The organism is Thermococcus sp. Bubb.Bath (assembly GCF_012027595.1).
GTDB lineage: Archaea > Methanobacteriota_B > Thermococci > Thermococcales > Thermococcaceae > Thermococcus.
The window spans coordinates 346,756-372,475 of sequence record NZ_SNUR01000001.1 but is presented as its reverse complement, the minus strand read 5'-3'; the positions used below and the strand labels follow the sequence as shown (position 1 = coordinate 372,475).

The 25,720-nt window shown below is 53.0% G+C and carries 28 protein-coding genes, 1 tRNA gene and 1 CRISPR repeat array; of the genes, 12 read left to right on the top strand and 17 right to left on the bottom strand.

The genetic code is table 11. From position 1 onward, the window contains the following. The first annotated feature begins 53 nt into the window (after positions 1-53). Entirely contained in the window at positions 54-779 is a 726-nt protein-coding gene (locus E3E29_RS12020; RefSeq protein ID WP_342764647.1) for an MFS transporter, read from the top strand. Further along, positions 737-1,243 (top strand): MFS transporter, encoded by a 507-nt coding sequence (locus E3E29_RS12015; RefSeq protein ID WP_342764671.1) that lies wholly within the window; start codon positions 737-739, stop codon positions 1,241-1,243. Before E3E29_RS12020 ends, E3E29_RS12015 begins: the two co-directional genes overlap by 43 nt. Positions 1,244-1,309: 66 nt before the next feature. Here E3E29_RS12015 and E3E29_RS01990 read toward each other — a convergent pair whose 3' ends face one another. Continuing rightward, entirely contained in the window at positions 1,310-1,687 is a 378-nt protein-coding gene (locus tag E3E29_RS01990) for a 30S ribosomal protein S6e (RefSeq protein WP_167909260.1), read from the bottom strand. Between the two features lie 146 nt (positions 1,688-1,833). Here E3E29_RS01990 and E3E29_RS01985 point away from each other — a divergent pair, with 146 nt between their 5' ends. After that, positions 1,834-2,802, top strand: coding sequence for a ribose 1,5-bisphosphate isomerase (locus E3E29_RS01985; protein WP_167909809.1), 969 nt, complete (start codon positions 1,834-1,836; stop codon positions 2,800-2,802). A 19-nt stretch (positions 2,803-2,821) separates the two neighbouring features. Here E3E29_RS01985 and xerA read toward each other — a convergent pair whose 3' ends face one another. Then, positions 2,822-3,703 carry a site-specific tyrosine recombinase/integron integrase gene (gene xerA, locus E3E29_RS01980; protein ID WP_167909259.1) on the bottom strand — a complete coding sequence of 294 codons (882 nt, stop codon included), beginning with the start codon at positions 3,701-3,703 and terminating at the stop codon, positions 2,822-2,824. Between the two features lie 13 nt (positions 3,704-3,716). Next, complete coding sequence (locus E3E29_RS01975) at positions 3,717-4,613, bottom strand: toprim domain-containing protein (RefSeq protein WP_167909808.1); 897 nt, start codon at positions 4,611-4,613, stop codon at positions 3,717-3,719. A gap of 92 nt (positions 4,614-4,705) precedes the next feature. Between E3E29_RS01975 and E3E29_RS01970 the strand changes: the two genes are divergently transcribed. Further along, positions 4,706-4,783, top strand: a tRNA-Arg gene (locus tag E3E29_RS01970). A gap of 165 nt (positions 4,784-4,948) precedes the next feature. Here the strand turns inward: E3E29_RS01970 and E3E29_RS11625 are convergent. Continuing rightward, positions 4,949-5,110, bottom strand: a complete 162-nt coding sequence (locus E3E29_RS11625; RefSeq protein ID WP_206205744.1) for a hypothetical protein — start codon at positions 5,108-5,110, stop codon at positions 4,949-4,951. Between the two features lie 194 nt (positions 5,111-5,304). Between E3E29_RS11625 and E3E29_RS01965 the strand changes: the two genes are divergently transcribed. Then, positions 5,305-7,206 (top strand): aldehyde ferredoxin oxidoreductase family protein, encoded by a 1,902-nt coding sequence (locus tag E3E29_RS01965; RefSeq protein WP_167909258.1) that lies wholly within the window; start codon positions 5,305-5,307, stop codon positions 7,204-7,206. Positions 7,207-7,235: 29 nt separating this feature from the next. After that, complete coding sequence (locus E3E29_RS01960; RefSeq protein WP_167908966.1) at positions 7,236-7,400, top strand: hypothetical protein; 165 nt, start codon at positions 7,236-7,238, stop codon at positions 7,398-7,400. Here E3E29_RS01960 and E3E29_RS01955 read toward each other — a convergent pair whose 3' ends face one another. Further along, on the bottom strand, positions 7,401-8,240 hold the full coding sequence (locus E3E29_RS01955) for a class I SAM-dependent methyltransferase family protein (protein ID WP_167909806.1): 840 nt from the start codon (positions 8,238-8,240) through the stop codon (positions 7,401-7,403). 141 nt (positions 8,241-8,381) lie between these two features. Here E3E29_RS01955 and E3E29_RS01950 point away from each other — a divergent pair, with 141 nt between their 5' ends. From E3E29_RS01950 to E3E29_RS01940, 3 genes are all read left to right on the top strand, one after another. Continuing rightward, complete coding sequence (locus E3E29_RS01950) at positions 8,382-8,732, top strand: hypothetical protein (protein WP_167909807.1); 351 nt, start codon at positions 8,382-8,384, stop codon at positions 8,730-8,732. Between the two features lie 178 nt (positions 8,733-8,910). Next, the gene (cas4, locus tag E3E29_RS01945) at positions 8,911-9,549 is read left to right on the top strand and encodes a CRISPR-associated protein Cas4 (RefSeq protein WP_394352971.1); all 639 of its coding nucleotides are present in this window, start codon (positions 8,911-8,913) and stop codon (positions 9,547-9,549) included. A gap of 122 nt (positions 9,550-9,671) precedes the next feature. Next, positions 9,672-10,964 (top strand): ATP-binding protein, encoded by a 1,293-nt coding sequence (locus E3E29_RS01940; protein WP_167909257.1) that lies wholly within the window; start codon positions 9,672-9,674, stop codon positions 10,962-10,964. Here E3E29_RS01940 and E3E29_RS01935 read toward each other — a convergent pair. Together E3E29_RS01935 and E3E29_RS01930 are read right to left on the bottom strand one after the other, a co-directional pair. Then, positions 10,939-11,817, bottom strand: a complete 879-nt coding sequence (locus E3E29_RS01935; RefSeq protein WP_167909256.1) for an MBL fold metallo-hydrolase — start codon at positions 11,815-11,817, stop codon at positions 10,939-10,941. The genes E3E29_RS01940 and E3E29_RS01935 overlap by 26 nt on opposite strands. 48 nt (positions 11,818-11,865) lie before the next feature. Then, positions 11,866-12,045 (bottom strand): hypothetical protein, encoded by a 180-nt coding sequence (locus E3E29_RS01930; RefSeq protein ID WP_167909255.1) that lies wholly within the window; start codon positions 12,043-12,045, stop codon positions 11,866-11,868. A 148-nt stretch (positions 12,046-12,193) separates the two neighbouring features. Between E3E29_RS01930 and E3E29_RS01925 the strand changes: the two genes are divergently transcribed. Together E3E29_RS01925 and E3E29_RS01920 are read left to right on the top strand one after the other, a co-directional pair. Then, positions 12,194-13,498, top strand: a complete 1,305-nt coding sequence (locus E3E29_RS01925) for a 2,3-diphosphoglycerate synthetase (protein ID WP_167909254.1) — start codon at positions 12,194-12,196, stop codon at positions 13,496-13,498. Then, positions 13,495-14,379 (top strand): 2-phosphoglycerate kinase, encoded by an 885-nt coding sequence (locus E3E29_RS01920; protein ID WP_167909253.1) that lies wholly within the window; start codon positions 13,495-13,497, stop codon positions 14,377-14,379. Before E3E29_RS01925 ends, E3E29_RS01920 begins: the two co-directional genes overlap by 4 nt. Here E3E29_RS01920 and E3E29_RS01915 read toward each other — a convergent pair. Genes E3E29_RS01915 through E3E29_RS01905 form a run of 3 tightly spaced genes read right to left on the bottom strand, consistent with a single transcriptional unit; the run spans position 14,376 to position 17,140 of the window. Continuing rightward, a complete protein-coding gene (locus tag E3E29_RS01915) occupies positions 14,376-15,875 on the bottom strand; it encodes a metallophosphoesterase (protein WP_167909804.1) in 1,500 nt (499 codons plus the stop codon). The genes E3E29_RS01920 and E3E29_RS01915 overlap by 4 nt on opposite strands. Positions 15,876-15,880: 5 nt before the next feature. Next, complete coding sequence (locus tag E3E29_RS01910) at positions 15,881-16,291, bottom strand: cyclic nucleotide-binding/CBS domain-containing protein (RefSeq protein WP_167909252.1); 411 nt, start codon at positions 16,289-16,291, stop codon at positions 15,881-15,883. A 48-nt stretch (positions 16,292-16,339) separates the two neighbouring features. Beyond that, positions 16,340-17,140: a class II glutamine amidotransferase gene (locus tag E3E29_RS01905; protein ID WP_167909803.1), complete on the bottom strand. Its 801-nt coding sequence runs from the start codon at positions 17,138-17,140 to the stop codon at positions 16,340-16,342. A 144-nt stretch (positions 17,141-17,284) separates the two neighbouring features. Between E3E29_RS01905 and E3E29_RS01900 the strand changes: the two genes are divergently transcribed. Continuing rightward, a complete protein-coding gene (locus tag E3E29_RS01900; RefSeq protein ID WP_240922757.1) occupies positions 17,285-18,178 on the top strand; it encodes a type I restriction enzyme HsdR N-terminal domain-containing protein in 894 nt (297 codons plus the stop codon). A gap of 109 nt (positions 18,179-18,287) precedes the next feature. On the opposite strand, the gene E3E29_RS01895 is transcribed toward E3E29_RS01900, so the two are convergent. The 7 genes from E3E29_RS01895 to cas6 form a co-directional block, all read right to left on the bottom strand. Continuing rightward, positions 18,288-18,470, bottom strand: a complete 183-nt coding sequence (locus E3E29_RS01895) for a hypothetical protein (protein WP_167909250.1) — start codon at positions 18,468-18,470, stop codon at positions 18,288-18,290. Further along, on the bottom strand, positions 18,467-18,652 hold the full coding sequence (locus tag E3E29_RS01890) for a hypothetical protein (protein WP_167909802.1): 186 nt from the start codon (positions 18,650-18,652) through the stop codon (positions 18,467-18,469). Before E3E29_RS01890 ends, E3E29_RS01895 begins: the two co-directional genes overlap by 4 nt. A 66-nt stretch (positions 18,653-18,718) precedes the next feature. Next, complete coding sequence (locus E3E29_RS01885) at positions 18,719-19,705, bottom strand: AIR synthase family protein (RefSeq protein ID WP_167909249.1); 987 nt, start codon at positions 19,703-19,705, stop codon at positions 18,719-18,721. Positions 19,706-19,707: 2 nt separating this feature from the next. Next, a complete protein-coding gene (locus tag E3E29_RS01880) occupies positions 19,708-20,268 on the bottom strand; it encodes a rubrerythrin (RefSeq protein ID WP_167909248.1) in 561 nt (186 codons plus the stop codon). Positions 20,269-20,360: 92 nt separating this feature from the next. Beyond that, positions 20,361-22,145: a ribosome biogenesis/translation initiation ATPase RLI gene (locus E3E29_RS01875; protein ID WP_167909801.1), complete on the bottom strand. Its 1,785-nt coding sequence runs from the start codon at positions 22,143-22,145 to the stop codon at positions 20,361-20,363. Between the two features lie 804 nt (positions 22,146-22,949). Further along, positions 22,950-24,027: a CRISPR direct-repeat array (repeat unit 28 nt; unit sequence GTTTCAGAACCAGCTTTACAGCTCTGAG). A gap of 140 nt (positions 24,028-24,167) precedes the next feature. Continuing rightward, on the bottom strand, positions 24,168-24,413 hold the full coding sequence (locus E3E29_RS01870; RefSeq protein ID WP_167909247.1) for a hypothetical protein: 246 nt from the start codon (positions 24,411-24,413) through the stop codon (positions 24,168-24,170). Between the two features lie 106 nt (positions 24,414-24,519). Next, entirely contained in the window at positions 24,520-25,254 is a 735-nt protein-coding gene (cas6, locus tag E3E29_RS01865; RefSeq protein WP_167909246.1) for a CRISPR-associated endoribonuclease Cas6, read from the bottom strand. Between the last annotated feature and the right edge of the window lie 466 nt (positions 25,255-25,720).

The following is a 25,720-nucleotide window of genomic DNA, read 5'->3' as shown; positions in this document are numbered from 1 at the left end:
TTAGAGTCTCAGCGTTTCGACAAATTTATAAACGCCGCCTTTAAGCTCTCCCCATGCCTCTCCCCAGCTATCTTGGGTTCAAGCGCGACGCATACCTTCTTGTGGCCTACTCCTTCCTCGGCTGGTTAGTGGGCAACATAGCCTGGTTCATCCTCCCCTTTTACTTTAAGTCCCTCGGAATGAGCTATTCAGAAATCGGGACGATATTCTCCATTTCAACGCTGACACAGGCGACACTCCTTCTCTTCGCCGGACCTATAACGGTTAAGCTCCGATACCACAGGTCCCTCCTCCTCGCCCTTCTCCTGTTCTTAACGGGGAGAGGGCTTCAAGTCACGTATACAAGGTTTGAGGCCTTTGCCGTTGCCTCCACCCTCTTCGGATTCGGGATGGCACTCGAAGGTCCGGCCTTGATGTCCATCCTGAGCGAAGAAGCCAGTGACGAGGACAGGCACTACCTCTTTTCTCTCAACTCGGCCATGGGGACTTTTGGAGCCGGCTTCGGGATGCTCCTGGGAGGGGTTCTCCCGGGCATGTTCGAAGGGGAGCCATATCGAGCGGCACTTCTAGTTGCATTCTTTTTCATCCCCCTTCAGATGTTTCTTGTTTTCCTCGTATCGCCAGTAGCAGGAGGAGAAGTGAGGGAGATTAGGTTTTCAAAGGGACTAGCCCTTAGGATAGCTAAGTTCTCCCTTCCAAGTGCCCTCATAGGGTTGGGCGCAGGTATAACTATACCATACATGGGCTGTGGTTCAGCAGGCGCTTTGAGACATCGTTAAGCAGCATTGGAGGGCTCTTCGCCCTGCAGCAGTTCATAATGGGGTTCGGGACTTTCGTCCTTCCGGCGATAGCGGACAGAGTTGGGAGCGTCAAGACGATAGTTGCTTTCAACGGCAGCGCGAGCGGGCTGATAGTGGGGATGCCTTTCCTCCCATCATTCCAGCTCGCGGCAGTGGTTTATATAATCCGGACAATACTAATGAACATCGTGAACCCTATCCGGGATGCATTCATGATGCTCTTCTTTCCTGGGGGAGAACGTCCAACGGCGCTCGCCATAAGGAACTTCTCTTGGACACTCACCTTTGGAATCGGACAGTACCTGGGGGGATACGTCTTCGACCGCTCCCTCACGATACCCTTCCTCATGACTGAGACACTTTACGGTCTATCAATGGCAACATTCTGGGCCCTCTTCGCCGGTGAAGACCATGGGAGAACGCGCGAACCGACGAACGCTTGAGGAAACTTGAAGAAACCTGGCCTTAAAAGAACTGAGAAGAACGAAGAAGAGAGATGGAGAAGGCCCTCAGAAGACGAGGATCGCGTTGATCTGAACGATGTCCGGGCTGATGGTGTTGCCACGGACGGTCTTCTTCCTCCTCTCGCCCCTCTCCTTCGGCTTGAAGCCGGGGCCGCGTGAGAGGAGAATCTTGACCCTTCTCGGGCCGTGAACGTCCGGCCTCATGGGGAATCCGTCCCTGTCAGTGCCGCCCTTTATCTTGAGCTTGGCGTTCCCGGGTATCTCCTCACCGAATATCTCGGAGAGGTTTATTCCGAGCTCGCTGACGGGAATCTCGTCCCCGATCCTCTTTCCAACGAGTTTCTCCGCTGCTTCTCCCTCAATCTCTATCTGCCTGGCAATTCCGCTCTTTGGGTTCGACACAACAACCTTAAATGTAGCCATTCCTCCCACCTCCATTCATCAGCGGGATTCATTGGGCGTGGCCCTTTCCCGGTGGTTGTTGAGGGGACGCTTTAAAAAGCTTCTCCCCGTTCGCAAGAGATATAAACCCCTCCATCCAACCCAAAGATTACGTGGTGGTGAAAGACATGGCAGTGGTGAAGGAAGTCCTTGAAATCGCCCGGCAGATCGAGAACATGGAGATTAGGGGAGCCGGGAAGATAGCCCGCTATGCCGCCTATGCCCTCCAGCTTCAGGCTGAGAAGAGCGAGGCAAAGGACGTTAACGAGTTCTGGAAGGACATGAAGAAGGCGGCCAAAATCCTCTATGAGACCAGGCCGACGGCGGTTTCCCTGCCCAACGCGCTTCGTTACGTGATGCACAGGGGAAAGATAGCCTACTCGAGCGGGGCGGACTTCGAGCAGCTTAAGTTCATCATAATAAACGCCGCCAAGGAGTTCATCCACAACTCTGAGAACGCTGTCAAGAGGATTGGAGAAATTGGGGCCAAGAGGATAGAGGACGGGGACGTCATAATGACGCACTGTCACAGCAAAGCGGCCGTAAGCGTTATGAAGACCGCGTGGGAGCAGGGCAAGGACATAAAGGTCATCGTTACCGAGACGAGGCCCAAGTGGCAGGGTAAGATAACGGCGAAGGAGCTTGCCTCCTACGGTATCCCGGTTATCTATGTGGTCGATTCAGCGGCGAGGCACTACATGAAAATGACAGACAAGGTCGTCATGGGCGCCGACAGCATAACCGCCAACGGGGCAGTGATAAACAAGATCGGAACTGCCCTGATAGCCCTCACAGCCAAGGAACACCGCGTTTGGACGATGATTGCAGCGGAGACATACAAGTTCCACCCCGAAACCATGCTCGGCCAGCTCGTCGAGATAGAGATGCGCGATCCAACCGAGGTCATTCCAGAGGAGGAGCTCAAGGAGTGGCCGAAGAACATAGAGGTCTGGAACCCAGCCTTCGATGTAACACCACCGGAGTACGTGGACGTCATCATCACCGAGAAGAGCATACTCCCGCCGTATGCAGCCATAGACATTCTGAAGGAGGAGTTCGGCTGGGCCCTGAAGTACAGCGAGCCCTGGGAGGACTGACCTTTTCTTTATTCTCCTCTTACTCTTCTCCTTGGAGGGACTCAAGCAGTCTTGCCTGCTCCTGCGCCTTCTTTAGATGTTCTGCAGTCACCTTAGTGTAAATCTGGGTCGTTGAGAGGTTTGAATGTCCGAGGAGCTCCTGGATGGCCCTTATGTCAACTCCCCTTTCGAGCATGTGGGTGGCGAAGCTGTGGCGGAGCATGTGGGGGGTAACCTTCACTCCAGCGCGAACCCCGTATTCCCTCAGGAGGTACCAGACGTTTCTAGGGGAGAGTTTGTCCTTTTTCTTGCGCCTCTCCTCGACGATGAGGTACTCACTGTCATCGTTCCTCGTTGAGAGATAGGAACGGATTTCATCCAGAAGGGCACTGGAGACCGGCACGACCCTGTCCTTTGCCCCTTTTCCCCCGCGCACAACGATGAAGCCCCTCTCGAAGTCAACATCGCCTATCTTGAGGTTGCAGAGTTCGCTGACGCGCAAACCGGCACCGTAGAGAAGGAGAAAGATGAGCCTATCCCTCTTTCTTGTGGGAGGAATAACCGAGAGTATCCTCTTAACTTCCTCCCTGCTCAGGGCCTTGGGGAGGCTCTTGGGAACTTTGGGAGGCTTTAGCTTCTCGGCCTCATCGTCGGCTCCCTCAAAGCGAAAGTAGGACCGGAGGGCCTGCACCACGAGGTTGAGGCTCTTGCTGGAATAGCCGGATTTTCTAAGCCGGGTGAGAAAGCGGAGGGCGGAGCGGGCGCTCAAACTGCCACCCCATTCCAGATAGCGCCTCACGTAGTAGGTGTACATCCTGACTGTGTGCTGGCTCTTCCCTTCCAAGTCAAGGTAGGTGGCGAACTCCTCGATAGTCTCCTCCACGTTTTCAGAGATCTCGATGGCTGCGGCTCTGAGGGACATCTTCTATCCCACTTCACTCGCTGCTCGCGTTTATCCCGGAGAGTATCTTCTTCAGCTCGTCTTCCTCTCCCTGCTCCTCGGAGGTCTCCTTGACGGGTTCACTGGCCTTCTCCTCAACAGGGGCCGGCTCTTCCGCTTTTCCCATGTCGGAGGCTATTATCATACTGAGGTAGACCGTTTTGAGGAGTTCGTTAACGGCTTCCTCATCCTCGGCAAAGATATACCCCTGCCCGACAACTATCTTTCCGTTGAGACCGAGCTTCTCCACGGCTATCGCGAGGTGTCCCTCGGGTGGAACCGGCTCCGCCGGGAAGAGTGCCTTCCATGCATCTTCTATTTTAACTGGCCTCGTCTTCTTCTCTAGGAGCGCCTGGAGGCTCTCATTCTCCTGTTTAAGTCTGGTGTATTCACCTCTAAGCTCGTCGTACTTCTTCTGGAGGTCCTCGTGCTCGGCCATCAGGCCCTCGTACTCGTTTGCCAGGTTGTCGTACTTGCCCTTGATGTCGAGGAGCTGCTTCCGGAGCTCCATGTACTCCGGTAGAACGTTGAGGCTCTTGAGGCCCGCCCTTACGAGTGTGTTCTTGAGCTCCTTCCTTACCAGCTCGACGTCGACGTGCTCAAGGTCGTGACCGAGGGGGAGCTTCATCCTCTCGATGTGGCCGACCATCTGGCCCAGTTCGTTGAAGAGCCTCTCAGCCAGCTCTCTTCCGACCCTATCCGCGTCGGTGGCTATGATCAGGAGGTCCGCCCCAGCGGCGGCGCTCTTCGCTATCTCCACATTGGTTGTCGGGATTATCGCCGAGATCGTGATGTTGTACTCACTCCCCAGTGCCAGACCCTGGAGGGCCTTGCTTACGACCTCCACATCGCTAGCGCCCTCTACTAGTATTCTAACATCGACTATCGTCATTACCTTCACCCTTCCCATCTAGTGCAGGGTTCTTAAAAAGGTTGAGTCGTGGTTAGATTTTTAAACGCTCACCCATACTATCCTCGGGTCGTGGGCCGGTGGCCTAGTCAGGACGGGGCGTCGGCCTCCGGAGCCGAAGGTCGCGGGTTCGAATCCCGCCCGGCCCGCCAGAAAACAAACTTTTGCCAAGCAAAAGTTTGATCAAAGTTCGTGGTTCTTCTTAAAATTGCCCTTCTACAATGATTTTCGTGATACACAGGCTAAAAAGGCATGAATTCCAAAATTCAGTCTACTAAAAAAGAGTTTCTCTCACTTTGACGCCCTACGGGCGTCTATTACAAAGCAAACTCATAGAGAACAAGCCCACTAAAACTGGAATTCAAAATGAGAGAAGAAGCTTCTAAAGGAAATCTCCTCCTAAAAACAGCACTTTTGAGAAGAACCATAACCTTTGATGAAACTTTGCAGAGCAAAGCCCTCCTAACGAAGCTTTTCAAAGTCTCATCATCGTAAGTTTTCGGTATATACCTTTCACTCCTGCCCTAATCTGATGTAGGATATTGAACACTCGAAGAGTACATAGACGCAGGGTTGATAACACACTTGCTTAACATTGGATTTCTCATAAAACAGAACCCCTTTCGAAGGGCTTATATTCTTCGAACCGAAAATCCTTCGAGGTGATTCTGATATGGAGGCTAAAGGAGGATACTGGGGCAGGATTCTAAGGGTTAATCTGACTACCAAGGAGACCAAGGTAGAGCCCCTCCCCGAGGAGTTCCCGAGGAAGTACCTCGGCGGTGTAGGTTTTGGAACAAGGGTTCTCTACAACGAGGTTCCGAAGGGAGCGGACCCGCTCGGGCCGGAGAACAAGATGATAATAACCCCAGGCCTGTTCGTTGATACTGGCATAGGAACCGGCTCAAAGACTGCATTCAACTTCAAGAGCCCGCTAACCGGCGGATACGGGCGTTCTATGGCCGGTGCCGAGCTCGGCGTCCAGCTCAAGAGGGCCGGCTATGACATGCTCATAATCGAGGGCCAGAGTGAGGAGCCCGTTCTTCTCGTCATCGAGGACGATGAGGTCAAAATCGTCCCGGCAGATGCCTACTGGGGTCTGACCACTGGTGAGGCGAGGGCAAAGGCCGCTCAGGAGTATCCAAGATTTGCAACCGCTTTCATCGGTCCGGCCGGTGAGAAGCTCAGCCTCATCTCGATCATCGAGACCGACGAGAGGCAGGCCGCCCGCGGTGGCCCCGGTGCAGTCCTCGGAAGCAAGAAGCTCAAGGGAATACTCGTCAAGGGCAGCAAGAAGGTCCCGATTGCCGATCCGGAGAAGCTCCGCGAGCTGATAAAGAAGTGGGCGTTCATCTTCAAGGATCACCCGGCCACTAAGGCTGACATGGGGTACGGAAGCGGTGAGTTCCTTGACTGGATGAACCGTGAGCGCGGCACCTTCCCTGTTAGGAACTGGCAGATGGGCTTTTTCAAGAAGGCCTACGAAAAGGCCAAAGAGGAGGGAAGGGAGCACATTGGAATCGATCCCTACTTCTGGGCGCCGAGATACCGGGCCGGCAGGAGGCCATGCCCGATGTGCAACAAGCCGTGCAGCCAGTACGTTCACGTTGAGAGCGAGAAGTGGGGTACCTTCGAGGTCGACGGACCGGAGTACGAGACCCTCTACTCCTTTGGCGGCGTCCTTGAACTGGACGACTTTGAGACCGTTGCTTACCTTAACAAACTCGCTGATGAATACGGACTTGACACCATTTCGGCCGGCGTTACAATAGCCTGGGCTATGGAGGCCTACGAGCGCAGTCTCCTCACCAAGGAGGATACAGATGGCATTGAGCTCACCTTCGGCAACGGTGAAGCTGCCGTCGAGGCCCTAAGGAAGATGGCGCTACGCGAGGGCAACCTTGGAAAGCTCCTTGCCGATGGTGTCAAAAGGGCCAGCGAGCGCTTGGGTAAAGACAGCTGGAAGTTCGCCATGCACGTTAAGGGCATGGAACCGCCGGCCTACGACGTCCGCGGTATAAAGGGAATGGCCTTAGCGTTCGCCGTCAATGTCCGCGGTGCCGACCACCTGACCAGCGGCGCCTACGGAACAGAGCTCGTAGGAAAGTGGTGGAAGTTCGAGGACATCGACAGAACCAAGGGCGAGAACAAGGGCTTTGAGATAGCATTCCACGAGAACCTCATGGCAATCTACGATGCCACCGGAACGTGCAAGTTCTCAAGGCATATGTACTTCCTTGAGGGCTTCCCGCCGCTCGTTGAGGCCGTCACCGGCATGAACATCGGCGAGGCTGAGCTTGCCGTCATCGGCGAGAGGATAATGAACATCGCCAGGGCCTTCAACGTCAGGGAGGGCTTCAGCAGGAAGGACGACACGCTCCCGTACAGGGTCATGTGGGAGCCGATTCCGGAGGGAGTCAGCAAGGGCCTGCACGTCCCGCCGTGGGAGCTCGACAGGATGCTGGATGAATACTACCAGGCCCGCGGCTGGAGCAGGGACGGAATCCCAACCAAGGCCAAGCTCATCGCCCTCGACCTCCCGGACATCGCGGAGGACATTGGAGCAGGGATTTGAAATCTTTTTGTCTCTATTTTTCTTTCCAGGTGAGCTGGGATGGAGCAGAACCTCAAAGCCTGCAAGAACTGCCGCTGGTCGGCCCGATAGACTCATGCCTTCCAAACCACGGGATATGCAGAAAACACATGAAAACCGTCCATATGAACTTCGTCTGCGACGATTGGGAGCCTCTCTGGGGGGAGAGGGAGTAGCTACCGCTTGTAAACCCTCACATCGACGACAACATGCCAAACTCCTGGGGCGTAGCGCTTTACCACCAGCTCGTTCAGCTTCTCCGCCTCGTAGCCGTGCTCTCTTGCGATTCTCTTAAAGGTGGCAAAGGGTTCTTCAGGTCTCAACTTTTCAGGGACTGTGTTGTGGTAGTGAATTACCGCCTCGTCCTTCGCTATGCTCAGGGCTTTTGGGATGAACTTGTGGGTGGTAACCACGTAGCCCATCAGTATTCTGTCGGCGATGCTTTCAGCGGGAAAGTCGCGGTTATCCATGTTGTAGGGCGTCATTAAATCCTGAACTCCGTTGAGCCAGATGTTTTCGACCAGAAAGCGGAAGGTGTAGGGACTCTTCTCTATCGCTATAACCCTGGTTCCCTTGTGAACTGCCATTGGGAGGCTCAGATGTCCGATTCCGGCGAACATATCCACCACAAGCTCGCCCGGCCTGGCTACTTCGGCCATTCTCACACGCTCTTTCACGTTTGCAGGCGAGAACATAACCTTTGCAGCGTCAAGCTTGTACTTGACGCCGTTCTCAATGTGAACCGTTACAGTATCGTTTCCGTAGAGGAGCTCGTAGTTGGTCTCGCGGAACTCTCCCCCTATGCGGCCCTTCCTCAGGACGGCCTTGACCCCGATAACTTCCGCATAAACCTCAGCTATCCTACTCTTGTACGGCTCAAGCTCGGGTCTGAGCGGGAGGATCAGAACATCCCCTATCTGCACCCAGTGCTTTGGGAGGAGCCGGATGAGCTCTCCCGGGAGCTCTTTGGATAGTATCTCCCTTATCCTTGGCTTTATGACCTGCGTCCCCGTCATCATCCAGTGAGACGATGGCGGGGTATATTAGGCTTTCCTTGGATTCCTGTTGTTTCGTCGAAAAACGATGAGAAAGCCTTAAAAGTCCTATAAACAGAGAAAACACTGGGAAACATCCCAGACCGGAGGTCGATGAAGGGTATGGAGGACGAGTCCTCAAGTAGTAGTTGGTTTTCAAGGATATTTGGCTCTAGGGAGGAAGAGGAACGGCCTTTTCTTGAGCAGTCCCTCAGCAGGGAGGCGTACGAGGAGTACCGCAGGCTCCTGATGAAGGCGAGGCCAGAGGTTTCAGGAGACAGCCTCCGCGTTAGGCTCCCCGACGGAGAAGTCGAGCTCAGGCACGGAAAGCTCGTAGTCCGCGCGAAGAGCAGGGAGTCGGCGGAGAAGATACTCAGGAACCTCCACCACTACGAGAGCCCGCCCAGCCTGTGGCCGGCGTACGGCCTCAGCTACTCGATACGGCGCGGTGAGAAGGGCCGTATTAGAGTCTGAGGGCCTTCTATTTTTCTCCCGCCTTTTTTAGGCAAAACGTTTTAAGCCCTCCAGCGTAGCCCACCCGCGGATGACGACCCTTGCCCAGTCTGACGGGTGATGATGTCGGTATTAGCTGACGCAGGGGCGGCGAGGTTTGCGGGCCGATGACCCGCCCCGCTATGGAGGCAGCGCTATGATGGTGGATGGGGGTAGAGAAGAGAACGATGGCCTCATAGAGTTCTATGCGAGCGAGGCTTTAACCTGCCCGCGAAGGATATACTACCGGCTTAAGGGCTACCCTGAACGCTGGCCTGAGTTCCTTAAGGTGAGGCTCAACCAGGGGATAAACACCCACGGCGTTCTTGGGGAGATTCTGGAGAAGCGTTTTGGGTTTGAGCTTGAGAAGCACCTGATTCTTCGCTCAAACAGGTTGGGCTTTGAAATTCACGGCAGGATAGACGCGTTTAAGGAGTTCCCAATCGAGATAAAGGGCAAGACCAGTCTACCCAGGGTTCCCTACGAGCAGCATCTGGCACAGCTCAACATTTATCTTCGGTGGGCGGGGGCAGAATACGGCTATCTCTACTATATTAAACTCCATGAGGAGCCGGTGAAGATAATAAGGAAGCTCGATTTCTCCGAGTTCCCAGTAGTGAAAGGCCCGAATTTCAGGACGTTCGAAGTGCCCTACGATGAGGGCCTGTTCAAGGAGACTCTAAGGCGGTTCTACACCGTCAAAAAGGCCTACGAGCGCGACCGCCCTCCCCGCGGCGAGTACTCCTACGCCTGCCGCTTCTGCCCATACAGATACCTGTGCTATCCTGATGAAGAGTGAGTCTGTGGATAATACCCACAAAGAGAAGACCAATCTTTGTGGTTGCTAATCACAAAGTTTTCCTGAAATTGTGTGGTTAGTAACCGCAAAGTTTAAGGGAATCAGGAAAATAATGGGTTACCATGAAGGTCGAAGAACTCAAAAACGTGCTGACTTCTCAGAGGGAAGAGCTCCTGGATTTTGTGAGCAGGGAGCGACTCGTAGAGAGGGACGTCGAGAAAAGCGCTAAGGAGCTCCTTTCCTTTCCCAACGTGCTTGCCATACTCGGCGTGCGGCGCTCTGGAAAGTCCGTTTTATCGTGGCGCCTCGCCGGGAAAGACGTCCTTTACGTCAACTTCTTCGATGAGAGGTTGATCGACTTCAAAAGCGGGGACTTTGAGAGGCTCCTAAGCGCCGCACGGGAGCTCTGGGGAGAGCCCCCAACTATAGTCCTCGATGAGGTTCAGGAGGTAGGGGGCTGGCAGAAGTTCGTCTCGCGCATGAGAGTGAACAAAAGGGTCATCGTTACTGGCTCCTCATCGAAGCTTCTCTCCGGAGAGATGGCCACATACCTGACGGGGAGGCACGTTGAGCTCACGCTCTTTCCGTTTTCCTTCCGTGAGTTCTTAAAGCTTCGTGGAGTCGAGCTGGGGGAGAACTGGGAGCACTCTGACAGAAAGCTGGCGGAGATAAAACGCTCCCTCGGTGAGTATCTGGAAATGGGCGGTTTCCCTGAAGTCGGAAAGTTCGGAAAACTGTACCTGAGCCAGATATACCGGGATTTGGTGGAGAGGGACGTGATAATGAGGCACAACGTGAGACATCAGGAAGCCCTCAGGGAGCTCGCGAGGTACCTGATTTCGAACTATTCCTCCGAGTTCACCTACTCCAAGATGGGTTCAATAGTTGGCCTAAAGGACGTTCACACAGTCAGAGATTACGTTTCATATCTGGAGGAGGCCTACCTAGTCTTCACACTGATGCGCTTTTCTTTTAAGCCCAAAGGCCAATTACTCGCCCCCAGGAAGGTCTATCCGATAGATACGGGCATAGCAAGGGTGCTCTCCCTAAAGGCCCATCCAGAGAGAGGAAAACTCATGGAGCTGGCGGTGTTCCTCGAAATCAAGCGTTCACTGAGCTACTCTTTCTCTCCGGGAGAAGTCTATTACTGGAGGGATGATAAGGGGGAGGTGGACTTCGTAATTCGGTTGCCCAATACCATGCTTCCCCTCCAGGTGATCTTCTCCCTTGAAGATACACGAGAGAGGGAAATTGGAAACCTGGTAAGGGTTTCCAGGCTTCTGAGATCAAAGAAAGCCCTCATGATCACATGGGAGGAAAAGGGCCGGAGGGCAGTGGATGGTGTCGAAATCGAAATCCTTCCCCTATGGGAGTTTCTAATGAGGGGACTCACTCCTTTCTTACCCTCCACTTAAGTCCGTTGTCAACGACCGCATCTATTTCTCCTTCGTTGTAAAGCTCGGCTATGAACGCCCTAACAGGGACGAGGTTGAGAGCGAGCTTTTGGGGAGTTATTTCAACGCCGTAGTGCCTCATTATTCTGAACGCCAGCTCGTCCAACCCCATCGGTTCCCTGAGGAGTTCAAGGATAAGGGACCCAACCTCGTTCACTCTGGATGCGTTGTAGTCAAGCAGTTCAAGTGCCTCCTCACCACTGACGGGTTTCCCATGGGAGGGTATGAGGAGAAAGCCCTTTTTTGCATAATTCTGTAATTCATTAATTGATGTTTTAAATAATTCTGGGTCGACGAGGTACGGGATCCCCACTGAATCTATGACCCTGGAGCCGAAGAACGCATCCCCAGCGTACAGAACACCGTCCCCCTCGTGGAGAAAGCCCGTCATTCCCGGGGAGTGCCCGTTGAGTTTGATCGCCCTCATTCCAAAGAGTTCATCGCCCCATTCAAAGACCGCGTGCACCTTGACTTCCTCGGGGAACTGAAAGACGAGGAAACCCTGCGGCGCCTTCGACCCGAAGGTGAGGACCTCCCTGTTCAGCGGGCTCTCCGCTATCGAGAACTCAAAGCGGTGAATGAAGAGGGGAGCTTCTATCCTGGGGGAGACGGATACGTGGTCGGCGTGAGCGTGGGTGGCCAGCTGGGCCTTTATCCCCAGGCCAAGCTTTTTGACCTCCCTTCTCAGGTCCTTATGCCTGCCCTTTCCATGTCCTGGGTCAACCAGAACGGCTTTCCCATTGGAGAGGACCACCATGGTGGAGGGGCTTCCTGGGTAAAGGTAGGTAGAATCACCAAGTTTCTGGAGCGCCATTGGTAACACCTAAGAGAATTAGAAAAGGAGAATAAAAACGCATCGCAATCAGACGTGCCTCGGGTAGAGGGTCTTCTTGCCCTCGTCCTTGGCCCTCTTGACGGCCTTCTCGATAAGGGCCTTGACTTCGGCCTCAAGGGCGTCGTAGAACTCCGGGTTAACCCTCATTTCCTCATCCATGCCCTTAACGGCTTCCTTAACCTTGGACTTAACCAGCAACTCGACCATCTTTCAACACCTCCTATTGAGGGCTGCCTCGTGGCAGCTCCGTCTATATTTGGCATCAAGCCTTTATAATTCTTCCCCTTGGCATTCGCCGGTGAGAGCGCGCGGGCAAAGGTTAAAGCCATAAGGGGGTAATATATATGGTGATGGTATGAAGCTCGTCCTGGTGGATGGGGAGCACTACCCTCCCGTGACCGCTTGGGCCCTGAAGAAACTCGGTGATGTCTGCTGTGCCGTTTTTCTCGGAGGGAGTGAGAAAATAGGAGATTTAAAGGACGTTGAGCTGGAACTCGGGGTGAAGCTTTATCATTCCGAGAGTTACCTTGATGCCCTCAGAAGGGCCCTCGATGAGAACGATGTCGATGAGGTAGTCGACCTGAGCGACGAGCCGGTTGTTGGTTACGAGGACAGGTTCAGGATAGCCTCCCTCTGCATGGCCCGGGGAGTAACTTATCGGGGAGCAGATTTCTGCTTCACGCCCCGGCCATTAAAAAGGACCGAAAAGCCGAGCATAGCAGTGGTGGGGACTGGAAAGCGCGTTGGGAAGACCGCCGTCAGCGGTTTCGTCGCGAGAACCCTAAAGGGAATAGCCAGACCGATCATAGTCACGATGAGCAGGGGAGGGCCGGAGGAGCCGGAGATAATAGACGGTGAGACCTTTGAGATAAAGCCTGATTTCCTCCTAACGGTCGCAGAGGAGGGCAGGCACGCTGCGTCGGACCACTTTGAAGATGCACTCACTTCGAGGGTGACGACAATAGGATGCAGGCGCTGCGGCGGGGGAATGGCGGGCTTTTCCTTCTTCGACGTTGTTGAGGAGGGAGTAAAGCTGGCCGAGAAGCTTCCCCACAACTTAGTAATCCTCGAGGGGAGCGGCGCCACGTTCCCGCCGTACAGGGCGGATGGTTATATTCTCGTGGCGGGGGCTTCTGGCGGTGTGGGTTCCTTAACCTCATACTTCGGGCCCTTCAGGCTCTCGCTTGCTGACATCGTAGTGATTACAGGGGCGGAGAGCATTGGTGAAGGAGAGCGGAGGGCCATTCTAAAGGCAGTTTCCTCCCTCAACCCGAGAGCTGATGTGCACTTCGTCGAGTTAAGGCCCCGGCCGCTTGGAAAGGTGGAGGGAAAGAAGCTTGCACTGATGATGACGTCAAAAACCGCTCTCCCGCGGGTAAAGAAGCACCTGGAGGTCATGGGCGCGGAGGTTCCCCATGTTTCGGGCAACCTATCCAACAGGAGAATTCTGTGGAGAGACCTGGAGACCTTTGATGGGATAGATGCAGTCGCCGTTGAGCTGAAGGCCGCTGCAGTGGACGTGGTGACGAGATGGGCCCTTGAGAGGGGGATAGGGGTTATATACATTGACAACGAGCCAGTTAACGTGGATGGAAAAGACCTGGGGAGCGCGGTTCTTGATCTTGGGAGGAGAGTTTTATCAAGGGAGGGCGGAGGATGATAATAGTAACGGACTCCGAGAGGAGGGTGAGACTGCCCTTTTCCAGGGGCATACTAACGCGCTCGATAACCCTCGCTGGTGTTGATGTTGGCATAGCATACGCGATAGCCGCGGGGGTTCAAAAGGAACTTGAGAGGAAGGGGAAGTACGCCGTAACGAGCGACGAGATAGGGGAGATTACCTATTCAAAGCTCCTTGAGAGGGGCCTGAAAGAAGCCGCGGAGAGGTACCTCTTCTGGAGAACCCTTAGGGGGAGAAGGGTAAGGCTGGCCGTTCTGCTGGGGGGCACAACTGGAGTTGGAAAGTCCACGATAGCTACCGAACTGGCCTTTAGGCTCGGAATAAGGAGCATAATAGGCACAGACACCATAAGGGAAGTTATGAGAAAGGTAATAGCGAAGGAGCTTCTGCCAGATATACATGTCTCGTCGTTCATGGCCGAGAGGGTTGCGAACGCCCCAAAAGGTATGGACCCGTTGATCTATGGCTTTGAAACGCAGGTGAAGCACGTGTCCGTCGGAATAAAGGCTGTCCTGGAGCGCTCAAGGAGAGAGGGCTTGAACGCCTTGATAGAGGGAATCCACGTGGTTCCTGGATTCGTAGAGCTCAAGGAGAACGAGTTCATGTACGTTATTACCGTCCCGAGCGAGGAGCACCTCGTATCCCACTTCTATGAGAGGGCAAGGTACTCCGTGAGAAGCGCGGAGAGGTACGTGAAGAACGTGGATAGGATAATGAGAATCCAGGAGCACCTCGTGGAGCGCGCGCAGGAGTTCGGGATACCCGTCATAGAGAACGTCGAGCTGGAGAAGACAGTATCCACCATAATGGAGGATATGATGAAGAGACTGAGGAAGGGAGAGAGCAGAGAAGGAAGTTAGTTCTTCCTCTTCCATATCCCAAGCAGCTTCCTGCTACCCCAGGTCGACTGAACCTCCCAGACTACGACCATATCGGTGTAGATATCGATGAGGTTGAAGCTGTTTCCGAAGGGGTTTCTGTGGAGCTCCCAGCTTACGGAGCCGGCGTTAACTATCGGCGTTCTCTCTATGCGTGTCCCGTAGGCGTTCCCACCGTGCCCAGTGAGAACCAGTTCTGTTTTTTTGTCTGTTAAAATCTTCAGAACATCCCCTCCATCTTCTAGAAAGCCTATCTCCCTGCTCCTCGGGATGGGGATGACGTTGTGGTGCATTGCCACTATCCTGAACTTCCCCTCGTACTCTTCCAGTGTCTTCTTGAGCTTTTTCTGCCCCATCCTGCCCACCACGCCGATGGGCGTCTCGTACTGGGCGCTCAGGAGGGGGATGACAACGATTCCGTTCAGCTCCAGTACCTCGGGTTCCCCGAAGTACTCCTGAAAGAGCTCGTATCCGAGGTAGGTTATGTCATTGTGGCCAGGGATAACGAGCTTATCGGGTTTTACTGTTTGGTAGTACTCATGGGCCCTGTCATAGTAGCGCTCTATGCCCGCATCCACGATGTCGCCGTTGTGTATCACAAGGTCGGGCTTCAGCCTCTCGTTTATCATCCGGATGACGTTCTCAAGGGTCTTTCTGCGGAAGTAGACCCTGTCCGAGACGTTGCTCTCGCTCAGCTGGGCTATTCTCAGAAGCCTCTTTCCGGAGGGGACGAATATCTTTGGCTTAATTGGCCTGTGCTCCTTGGTGGTCTCGTCGCCGGTTACGCGCCTTATCGTTACCCTAACGCTCCCGTTGTCGTGGAGCTCTATTATGCTGTAGCTGTTCACGTCTCCCCTCCTGGTCTTCTTGCAGGAGGTGCAGCCGGCGTTGTCTATCACGAGGTCTTCAACGCGGTAGACGTTTGGGACGTGTTTGTGGCCGCAGGTGTAGAGCGTGACCTCGTGGCGGAGGAGCAAATCCAGGACATCTCCCGCGTTGAAGAGGACGTTTCTTTCCCTTCCCGTGTCGGGGAGGGGGACGAGGTGGTGGTGGGCAGCTACTATCTTGAACTTCCTGTCCGAGTACTCCTCAAGCTTCTTTTTGAGCCAGCGGAACTTGTGGCCGCCTATCCTTCCATCGCTGAGGTCTGGAATGGTCGAATCGACCCATATGACAACCCCGTCTTGGAACTCGTAGACACCATTAAGTGGCCCGATAAAGTCTTCAAAGAGCTTGTAGCCGACGTTCCTGACGTCGTGGTTTCCGGGGAGGACTACGAGGGGCTTTTGAATCTTTTTAAGCTGATATGCTGCCTGCTCGTACTCCTCGCGAAGGCCCTGGTTGGTTATGTCGCCGGTGTGGATAACGAAATCGAAGTTTCCCCTGTTGATCTCCTCAACTATGAGGTCGAAGGCGTAGCCTTTGAAGGCTCCCTCCGTGGTTATGTGGGTGTCGCTTATGTGGGCTATCCGCATCATGCCCATCACTCCGTCGCTATGGCCGTTTCGAGCTTTCTCCTGCTCGCCTCGAGGAGGTCGGAGAGGGAGAAGATACCGACGATTTTGGAGTCCTTTTCGATTAAGACGTGCTTGATGCCCTTCTTCGCTAGGAGGTCGAGGACTTCGCCGAGGGGGGTTGTGGAAGGAACTGTGAGGAGGTCTTTGGTCATTACCTCCTCAACGGGGGTCGTGTTGGGCAGTCCAGGGACGATGACGCGCCTGATAAGGTCGCCCTTCGTTAGAAACCCTACGACATCCCCATTGTAATCCACGACGACGAGTGAGCCGATATCAAACTCGTTCATAACTTCCCCCGCGCGCTTGACGGTATCGCCCGGGCGCACCCCTATGAGCTTTCTCGTCATGTACACCTCTATGGGGGCCCTCATCTCCATAAGGAATCACCAAGAATAATTTAGGGCACAAAAGTATAAAACCCTACCTCACCCGAGGACGAGCTCCCTAAGGCTGAAGGCCTCCCTTTCGAGGTCGATGTCGACGTAGAAAGCTGTGCCGTTCACCGCATTCCTCCATTCTACCTCATGGTACAGCTCCAACGTGGATGAACTCATCGCGAAGAGGTTTTCCTTCCTGAGGACGATCTGTCTGACGTAGTCCCAGTTCTCACGCTTCAGCAGATACGTGGGCTTTGAGTAGGCCGTTACGAAGCCGGTGGCCCTGCCAGAAGGGGTCAGAAAAAGCGTTCCAGTGTTGAGGCTGGTATTGGCGGTTTTTGCAAGTACCGAGTAGTGCTTCAAAACCTCGTCCACCTCGAAGGATTCCAGCTTTCTGCACAGGTATGCTCCCATGGCGTAGCTGTCGGAGGCTTTTTCGAAGTGAGCCTCCTCGAAATCCGCTAGCTTTATTATCTCTGACTTATTGAGGTCGCCGTTGTGGTAGAGCCAGAAGGAGAAGCCCTTCCTGCTTGAGAACGCGAACGGTTGAGCGTTGAAGGGGTTTTTGGCCCCTTGGGATGCCGCCCTAGTGTGGGCAATAACGGCCAGAAAACCATTGAGGGAGTCCTTAAGCCTTTCGACGCCTTCAATATCTTCGAAGATGGGTTTGCTGGAGCGGTAATGGGTCAGGGAGTCCTTTTTCAGGAGTGCGTATCCCCATCCATCCCTGTGCGCCTTTCCCTTTCCCCTGGCCTCTTTGTAGGGGTCGTTTTCCGAGGCTTTAACGAGGGCATCGATGAGGGGTGCTATCTCCTCACCGTTTCCAACTGCGAACAGAACGCGACACATGTTTTTCACCATGCCGGTTAGGAGCCGCTCCACAAAAACCTTTTCCAAAACCCTTATTTAGGAGTTGGCACAAGTTTATACCCGGCAGGTGAGTGGATGGAGGACGTCAAGGATGTTGCCCGTGGTGATGGTACAATTGTCTCTATGTCTCAGGGAGTTCGAGACCTGAGTTCTATAGCCGCGAGCATAATGCGGGTTTTGAAGAAGGTTAACGCTCACAGGAAGCTCTATGAGAGCAACGAGGAGGCAGTAAAGCAGCATTTGATTGGGGAGATAATGAGTGCCCTTGGATGGGAGTGGGACAACCCTGAGGTAGTGCGGCCGGAGTGGAGGACGGACGAGGGAAGGGCTGACTATGCTATAATCCTCGGCGGGGAGACGATAGCTTACTTGGAGGCAAAGAACCTTGGCGTCAACATAATGAAGAGGGAGGAGCCGCTCCGTCAGCTGGCAAAGTACTGCTTCAGTACGGGGGTTAAATACGGCATCCTGACGAACGGAGCCATGTGGATCGTGGTCAAGGCCTTTGAGGTCGGTTCCAGCCTTAGAGAACGGATCCTGGTCTCTGTCAACCTTCTGAACGAGCCCCCGATGAAGGCGGCGTTGAAGCTGTCCCTCATAGAGAAGTCCAAGATAATGGATATAGAGCGCGTTTCTTCTCTCCTCAAGGCCCTCGAACTCAGCTTCATGGGGCTCGTAAAGGAAGGTTACCCAATGGAGGCCCTCTTCGAATACCTCAAAATAGACAAGGGCAAGAGAATAGTGCCGGTTTATCTCCTTGAGGGGCACGAGAACCCCAAAGCGGCGTACGTCTACGACAACGGTTGGAAGTTGCTGCCTCTGCCTGAGAGGACGATGAAGGGTGTTCTCCTCTCGGTTCTGCTCTACATGGGCAAGAAGACCTTTGGGGATGAGAAGAAGGAGATAATGGCGGCCTACGAGCAGCTCAAGAGAATCCCGCTTGAACAGAAGAAGGCCCGCGAGATACTTGTCAAGCTGGAGGAAGAGGAAAAGCTCAACATATCAGTGGAGTTATGAGACCCATCGTGGCTAAAGAAGACAATCCTTTCTCGTCCAAGTTATTTTTCATTGTGAAGTTTTAGGCCAAATTTTCTCATCTTCTCAAAGCCTTTGTCATGTGATGGTATCAATAATCAAATTTTTCGTTTCTTCCGAGCTTGAGCGGTTTCCTTTCGATTTCATCAACATCGACTTCTCCAGATTTTACGAGCTCTATTAGGTCCCTCGCGAGAATCGCCTTTTCCACGTACTCTTTTACCTTACTCGTCCTTCGACCTTTGAAGTTTCTGATTTTGATAACTGCTTTCATTCCCCTTCAACCTCCACGGTTATCTTTAATTTCCTGGCCTCCTTCTCATCGAGGCCCTCTTCTCTCACGAGATATTGGATAATAGCATCCCGCACGAGACTCTTAAGCTCCTCTGGGCTAATGCCCTCTGGGATGTCAATCCGTATCTCAATCGTGTTTCCTGACCCTGTTTTTGCCCTCATTTCAATCACGGATACTATGGAGACGTTCGTTATTAATTTTTCTTAAGTTCAGTCTCAGTCCTGCGATTAAAACATCTTCCACAGCTCGTCAGTCTCCGGTCTTGGGAAAGGCACTTCATCGCCCCGTGTTATCGCGATCCTCTTGTTTTCGGCCAGGAACTCTCCTATAATGGCCGCGTTGATTCCCTTCGCCATGAAACGCTCCACAAGAACCTTCGTGTGGTCTCTTTTTACTGCTATAAGGAGCGTGCCAGAACTAACGAGGGCGAGTGGGTTTAAGCCGTAAAAATCGCAGATGGTCTTTGTTTCCTCCCTAATTGGGATTTTCTCCGGGTAAACCCTTAAGCCCAAGCCCGCTGAATCCGCCATCTCGTGGAGTCCGTTGGTAACTCCCCCCTCCGTTGGGTCGTGCATTGCATTAACACCAAACTCAGCCGCCATCATTGCCTCGGGGACGATGCTGAGGTACTCCATGAGGGAGGCGGCCCTCTCAACGAAGTCCTCCCCGAAGGCGTTTGTCAGTTCCCCCCTTTTCTCCCGTGCTATTATTGAAGTCCCCTCAAGGCCGGCCCACTTCGTCATTATTATAGTGTCCCCGGGTCTCGCTCCATCGGGCCTGACGAGCTTTTCTTTCTCGACCTCACCGAGCATCGTTCCAACCACTATCGGCCTGTCGAGGCCTGGAGTTACCTCCGTGTGGCCGCCGATGATGGCGATACCGAGCTTCTTTGCCTCCCGGTCAATATCTCGCATTATCCTCTCAGGAAGTCCTTCGTCGGAACCTTTGGGGAGGAGCAACGTTACCAGGAACCATCTTGGCCGTGCGCCTGAGAGGGCAACGTCGTTCGCGTTGACGTGGACCGCGTAAAACCCGATGTCTTCAACTGCCCCGGTTATGGGGTCGGTCGAGGCAATGAGAATTCTGTCTCCAAAATCTACGGCCCCGAAGTCGATGCCGGTTCCGGGCCCTACGATGACCAGCGTATTGTCAGTTCCCAGGTGTTTTAGGAGTTTTTTCAGGGTTTCAGGCGGTATTTTCCCGGCGGGGAGCATGTTTACTCCTCCAGCAGTTTTATTGGGTTTTTACCTGCCTCACTCAAAACGGTTGATCGAAGTTCCTTTAATTTATTGTAGTGCTCGGTGCCAGCTTGTGAGAGCTTCAATAAAAGTCCCTTCACGTTTGAATCGGTTGCATTTTCTGCAAGGTGAGAGTAGACCTCAATGGCAAGTCCTTCAAGCCCAAGGAGATACTCCAAAAGTTCTCCGAAGTTTCCTTGATACACTAACTCTCTGAGCATCTCCTTTGAGAGTTCAACTTCAATTGAGGGAACTCCTGATTCCGCCATTTTCTCATAGGGGAACTGCTTTTTGAAGGTTTCAACTAGCTCCTCCGCCTGCCCAAGGCTCTCCTCGTAGAGTTTACCAAAAAGTCTGGAGACCCTCTCATCCCAGCTGACGTCCCCGTTCAACTGGTGGAGGAAGTGGTACATTTCGGCCTTCTTCATCTCCTGCCTGGTCCAGTATGTTAGAAGCTCCCTGTAATCAAGGCGGGAGACTATGTCTATTATCTCTCCCAGCCTCTCCATCTCCGCGGCCCGGTAACTGATTCCCGACATCGTTCCACCCTTGGAAAGTCCGCGGTTGGTGATTTATATGTTTCGTATAAAAGTGGAGAATGGGAACAGGGGGGATGGAAAAGCCTAAGGCTTCATGCCGTGGCGTAGTAGTACTCTCCCCTTTCCTTCTGCTCCCTGTCCTTAACCGAGCCCTCCTTGTTGGCCCTCGGCCTCCCTGTGTCCGGGTCGCGCCTGAAGGTTATGCCCACTCCCGCCAGGAAGCGGTTCATGCCGTCGCGCATTCCCATCGGCGGGAGGGCCCTTCCATACATTCCAGGTTTTCCCTCGAAGACTATGAGGCGGTCGCTGAGGTAGTCTATCATCATCATATCGTGCTCGACTATCAACGCCGTCTTCTCGTCCTTCGCCATCAGAGAGCGGATTGCCTTCGAAACGGCCAGCCGCTGCTCGGAGTCGAGGTGCGCCGACGGCTCGTCAAGGAGGTATATGTCAGCGTCCCTGAGCAGACAGGCGGTTATGGCAACGCGCTGGAGCTCACCGCCGGAGAGCTCGCTCACCTTCCTGTCGTATAGTTCCGGAATGCCGAGCGGGTTGAGGAGCTCGCTCTTGTAGAAGCTGCTTATGAGCTTTGAGGCGTTGGCCTTGCTCAGCAGTTCGAAGACCGTTCCCTCGTAGTCTGTCTTGATGTACTGCGGTTTGTAAGAGACCGTCAGCGACCAGTCCACCTCTCCCTCCGTCGGCTTCTCAACACCCGCGAGCATCTTCACGAAGGTGGTCTTTCCAATACCGTTCGGCCCGACGATGCCGACGACCTCGCCGATGTAGAGCTCTCCGCCGTCCACCTCAAGCCTGAACGAGCCGTTTTCATACTCCTTGACGAGCCTCGGGTACTGGACAAGGATCTCTCCTTCCTGGCTCTTCCTCTCGCTCTTCTTCGTGAAGCTTATCTCATAGGGCCTGAAGCGGACGTTCTCATCCTTTAGGTAGCCCCTGAGGAACTCGTTTATGCCGTTTCTCGTTGACTTCGGCTGGGAAAAGATACCGTAGGCTCCGGGCTTGCCGTAGACGACGTGAATGATGTCGCTGAGGTAATCGAGAACCGCCAGGTCGTGCTCCACCGTCAGGACGTTCTTTCCCGAGTCGGCCAGTTTTCTGATTATCTCCGCCACTCTGAGCCTCTGCCTTATGTCGAGGTAGCTTGAGGGCTCGTCGAAGAAGTAGAAGTGGGCATCGCGGAGGAGGGCGGCAGCTATGGCAACGAGCTGGAGTTCACCGCCGGAGAGCTGCCCAATCTCCCTGTCTAGGATTCCCTCAAGCTCAAGCTCTTTCACAACTTCATCGAACTTTCCGGTATCGTCGGCCTTCTTGAGCAGGTCTCTCACTTTGCCCTTAACGGCCTTGGGGATTAAATCGACGTACTGCGGCTTCACAACCGGCCTTATCTCCTCCCCCCTGAGCTTCTCAAAGTAGTTCTGGAGCTCGCTGCCGCGGAAGGCCTTGATGACGTTGTCCCAGCTATCGTTATCTCCGCAGAGGTTCGGAAGGAGCTGGCCGGAGAGAATCTTTACCGCTGTTGTCTTACCCGTCCCGTTCGGACCGAGGACGCCGACCACCATTCCCTCCTTGACGAGGGGAAGCCGGTAGAGGACGAAGGAGTTGATGCCGTAGCGGTGAACGCAGTCTTCATCAAGCTGCTCCGGGAGGTTCACTATCGTTATCGCGCCGAAAGGACACTTGTGGACGCAGATTCCGCAACCGGTACAGCTCGCCTCCTGAATCACCGGTCGATAGTTCTCTTCGTCTATGATTATCGCCTCGCCGCCCATTCTGTTGACGGGGCAGACGCGAACACAGAGGAAGTTACCGCACTTATCGGGGTTGCACCTGTCGTAATCGATGACCGCTATCCTGCTCATTCTCATCACCGGGCCGGAGTGGGAAAATGCCTTTTAAAGGGTTGCGGGGCTGCGCCCGTGATTCTCCACGTGGTGGGGATAGGATAAAACAGATTTTCAACGGGATACTGATTATTACAGCCATTTTTTTGTCCTGTATTTTATTTTATCCTTAATAAACAAGGCGCAATGAAGTTTTCTCGCCCTGTTATCCCTTAAATTGGAGAAAAATGGAAAATCCAACTACCTTAAAAGCGGGGGTTGTGGAAGGTTTGGAGCATCTTTTTTAGCTGAATAGGGGAAATCCACAGGAGATAGGTGGATTGATACCCGCTGAAAATTCCTTGATGGACTTACAGGGGAAGCTCCGCGCTTTTCAATTTTGCAATTTTAAAACGTAAAAATCCAAATTTCAAAATAAAAAGTCGCATGAACGGGCTTATCTCCACTAAAACAGGCATTAGAATATTCCTAAATCCAAAAAGGACAAAATCCAACTACTTAGAAACGGCCCTCTGTTGGAGCCAGTGCTGCCCTCTCTTAAGCCAACGGAGGGGTTTTACGGGAGATACGTGGAGTAATTTTTTATGAGAAGCCTTAAATACCATTATGGTCTTCTCTCCACATTTTAAGTCGCAGGGTAACATTTCAAGGAGGAGAACCCCCTGATTAGAGGACCTGAATGCCCCCAACGTCCCGCTTACTATTGAAGATAATACCAGCAAAGCCCCCATAACACCCTCTTTTTAAGGCTCTAAGGAACCAAAAAGCTTATAAAAAGACAGTTCCTTATCCCTTCTGTCCATACAGGTGAAAAAGTGAACCGTTTCAGAACCAGCTTTACAGCTCTGAGAACTCAAAGATCGAAAAATTTGACTTCGAGACGATGACACGAATTGTTTCAGAACCAGCTTTACAGCTCTGAGAACTTCTGCTATAATAGGGACCCTCACTATAAACGTTTGCAGAGTGTTGTTTCAGGTTTCAGAACCAGCTTTACAGCTCTGAGAACTTGTGCCTGCGCCTGTTCATGCTGTAAAGTTCCTTTATTGGCGAAAAGAGGTTTCAGAACCAGCTTTACAGCTCTGAGAACGTAATAGTACCAACCACCGTACCCGAAACCGGCGCGGCAAAAGTTTCAGAACCAGCTTTACAGCTCTGAGAACCATCGACCCCGGCGAGTCACATATATAATACACGTGGAGTTTCAGAACCAGCTTTACAGCTCTGAGAACCCGTGGACCTCGACCTCATTTATTGTGACCCATCTACCCTCCATTTTTTGAGTTTCAGAACCAGCTTTACAGCTCTGAGAACTTCCAACCGTTATAAATTTTGTCACTTTTTTCACCTCCTTTTTCGTTTCAGAACCAGCTTTACAGCTCTGAGAACCCGTGGACCTCGACCTCATTTATTGTGACCCATCTACCCTCCATTTTTTGAGTTTCAGAACCAGCTTTACAGCTCTGAGAACTTCCAACCGTTATAAATTTTGTCACTTTTTTCACCTCCTTTTTCGTTTCAGAACCAGCTTTACAGCTCTGAGAACATCATAAAGTATTTCCCTGTCCTCTTCTGTGATTTGAGTGTTTCAGAACCAGCTTTACAGCTCTGAGAACAGCCGCATTTACGGTCAGAGCATTCAAGTAGACTGGCTGTTTCAGAACCAGCTTTACAGCTCTGAGTGCAAATCAGACTTCGCGGGAATTTCCATCTCAACCACCTCGTGGTTTCAGAACCAGCTTTACAGCTCTGAGTGCAACGCTTTTCACACCCCGAAACCACGAGCTTCGTACTCTTGTTTCAGAACCAGCTTTACAGCTCTGAGAACACTGTCGTGTATTGTTATTGTACCGAGCTCGGTGTTTATCTGTTTCAGAACCAGCTTTACAGCTCTGGGTTCTGTAATCTTGATGTTGAGGGCGGGATAAAGGCGGCGTGCACTTTTCTCAAGTTGTAGATGGGGCAAACTCTTAGAATCGAAGGGGAGCCCGGAGGGGAGTGTTCTTAGTTGTTGAGAAAAACGGGAAAAATAGAAAGGGATCACTTCGAGGCGGCAATGAGCCTGGCCTGTTCCATCATAAGCCTGCATTTCTTCTTCTCCTTGAAATAGTAGCCAGCCGTACCAGCCAGAATGAACAGGCCAAGGAGCACTGGTATCGTTGCAACGCCGAGTACGACGAGGACGATCATGGCGATCTTCTCAGGAACTGAAAAGCAGGAGATTCCCTTCTCCGCCTTTTTTCCCGTGGACTTAACATCCGTATCTCCGGCCATCCTTCCGATCACCGGGTTTCAGAACCAGCTTTACAGCTTTGGAAACAAACGCCCTGATGACCTGTCCGAGCGGTAACCCGGACTGGAAAACAGGAGGTTGGGGTGTCTCAAGGGGGCTTCACCGCCCCCGCTTGCCCTCCTTCTTCGGGTTCAAAAACCCGAACCCGAGGCTGTTGAGCTCGCCGATCCCGGCGTCCATTATGAAGGCGTAGAAGTCCCTGTTGGACTCGTCAATTGGTGCCTCAAGGTACTCCCAGGTGGTTCCGGGAACGTCGAAGTACCTCCCCCTGATGTTCACCCGGACGTAAATGTCGAACCAGCCCTTTCTCCTCACCCTGGGCACGAGCCTCGTGAAGAGCGGCCCGTCGAGGTGGAAGTTCTCGCCCGTGAAGGCCGAGTACTTGACGAGGGCGTTCTCGGTGAGCCTCTCGATGAAGTACTCCAGGCTCCTGTGGTGGTGGAAGGTGAAGAAGCGGCCGTTTTGGGGGGCGCGGAGGACAACCGGGGAGCCGGTTATGAAGGCCCTCTTCGGCATCAGCGAGAACTTTTTAATTGAGAGGACGTTGAGGGCATGCTTTCCGAGGTAGAGCCTCTCGTTCGGTAAAAGCTTCTCGTAGAGGGTCTCAATAAAAGCTTCATCGGGGGAGCTTATGAGGAGGGTTTTCTTCTCGGGCCCGAAGGGGCCGCTGGGGAAGACGTCGGAGAAGCAGAAGAACTTGAAGCCCCTCCTGTCGTGTAAACTCTCGTAGGGGGTGCCGTTGAGGTGGGTGTACACCATCGCCTGAATCGCGTGCTTGCCTATGGCCCATTCCGGAAACCTCTCGTCAGAGTTGAGCTCTATTTTAATCCGCATGGTGGTCGGTATGGGCGTTGGAATAGAAAAACTTTTTCCCTCCCAGGTTGGGGAACGCGGACGGGGCTTTGCCAGCCTATAAGGGTGATAAAAACGTTTTAATGCCTTTTTATCAATTACCACCGTCTATTCAGGACGCACTAAACCCAAACAGCCAAAAAACACCGGAAAAGACAAGAAAAGGGAAAATCCAACTACTTTCAAACTGGGGTATGGAGAAGCCTCTTCCTTCCTCTGATAACATAACCGGGAGAGAAAACTGGAGATAGATGGAGTAATTTCCAATTAAATCCCTCCTTTCGAGATTTAAAGCCCTTCAGACACTTTTTCATTTTACAATGTCAAAAGATGAAATTCTCTACTCTAAAAATCGAAAGTTAAGGAAACGGCCCTTCCTGGACAGATCGGTGATGAAAATGCCCGTTTTCCCAAAAGGGGCAAAATCCAACTACTCCAAAATCGACCT